The 1,791-nt window shown below is 65.6% G+C and carries 1 protein-coding gene; it reads left to right on the top strand.

Annotated features, from left to right (window positions below; genetic code table 11):
• Positions 1 to 1,791 (top strand): TonB-dependent receptor domain-containing protein (locus V6M52_RS19030; RefSeq protein ID WP_332702544.1); only part of this gene is annotated, 1,791 nt, incomplete at both ends.

The following is a 1,791-nucleotide window of genomic DNA, read 5'->3' as shown; positions in this document are numbered from 1 at the left end:
GGCCACCAACCTGCAGGTGGCCTCGGCTCTCGTCACCCCGGGCCAGAACATCGGCGCGAACCTGGTGGTGCCGGTCACCAACCCGTTCATCCCCAACGACCTGAAGACCCTGCTGGCCGCCCGCACGGGCGACGACCCGCTGCTGGTGGGCTCGGGCGCAACCGAGCCCTTCCTGTTCGCCTTCCGGCCGCTAGGCTTCGGGGCGCGGATTTCGCAGTTCCAGAACACCGTCGTCCAGTACATGGCCGGCGTGAAGTTCCCGATCGGCGAGAACTTCAAGGGCGAGGCCTACATTTCCCAGGGCCGCACCGAGATCGACCGGACCCAGTTCGGCAACATCAACACCCAGCTGCTCACCAATATCCTGGCTCACCCGACCCAGAATCCGGCCGGTTCCAACGGCGCCTGCGCCACGCAGAACTTTTTCGGTGACCGCCCGCTGTCGAGCACCTGCCGTACGGCCCTGGAATCACCGGTCACCCGGCGCGAGCAGTACGAGCAGACCATCGGCCAGTTCTTCATCAGCGGCGATCTGTTCGAACTGCCGGCCGGCGCCGTGCCCATCGTCCTCGGCGCCGAACATCGCGGTATCGAGTACAACCTGCGCTTCCTGTCCAACCCGGGTCCGTTCTCGGGCTTCACCGTCGGCCTGCCCGAGGCCGGCAGCAGCGCCTTCAACGACATCTTCGGCGAGACGATCATCCCGATCGTCAAGGACATGCCCTATATTGAGAGCCTCGAGGTCGGCCTGGGCTTCCGTTACTCCTGGGCGCAGTTCGAGGACCTGCTCACCGGCCGGCGCACCGAGAACCGGGGTTCGGCCACCTACAAGGCCGAGCTGAACTGGAAGGCCAACGACTGGGCCCGGCTGCGCGCCTCGTACCAGCGCGCCGTTCGTGAACCGAACTTCCAGGAACTGTTCGTCGGCACCGCCTCTGCGCCGCAGATCTTCGACCCGTGCTCGGCCTTCACCAACGCCTGGAAGGCGTCGGGAACAGGTCCGGGCACCCTGCGCGGCCTTTGCGCGGCTCAGGGCGTGCCGGCCGCCGGCGCCACCACCGCGCCCGGTTCGCAGGCCAATATCAACCTGTCGGGCAGCCTCGATCTCGATCCCGAAAAGGCCGACACCTACACCGTCGGCATCGCGCTCTCCTCGCCTTGGGAAGGCCAGTGGACCAGCCGCCTGCGCGGCTCCGTCGACTACTACAATATCGAGATCGCCGACCCGATCGTCATCTTCGACACCAACACGGCGATCGCATCCTGCTTCAACTACAACGGAGCCAATCCGAGCTACTCGAACACCAATCTCTACTGCGCCGGCATCGCCCGGACGGGTGGCAACCTCACCAACTCGACGATCCGCAACCCTTTGCTGCCCGGCAACAGCCCGTGGCCATTCGAGAACGGCGGGATCATCAAGACCTCCGGCCTCGATTTCCAGATCGACTACGGCTTCGACTGGGAATGGCTCGGCGCTCCGGAATGGATGGGGTCGTTCCAGGCCAACCTGCTGCTGACCCACGTGCTGGAGTACAAGCAGGCTGACCGCACCGGGCTGCCCCCGGTCGACTATACCGGCACCATTTCCTACTTCGGCGCCGGCCTGGGCACGAGCTTCCCCGAGTGGAAGGCCACCTTCAACGCCCGTTGGGACCTCGGTCAGATCGGCATGATGGGATACACCACCGAGGATCTCAGCTTCGGCGCCCGGGTCCGCTACATCGACGCCATGGAGAACCGCCAGTTCCGGCAGTACGAGGGCGAGACCTTCCTCGGCACGGCCGGCGT

Origin of the sequence: Devosia sp. (assembly GCF_036676215.1) — a bacterium.
Classification (GTDB): Bacteria; Pseudomonadota; Alphaproteobacteria; order Rhizobiales; family Devosiaceae; genus Devosia.
The sequence above is the reverse complement of the archived record's forward strand: the minus strand, read 5'-3'. Positions and strand labels throughout refer to the sequence as shown.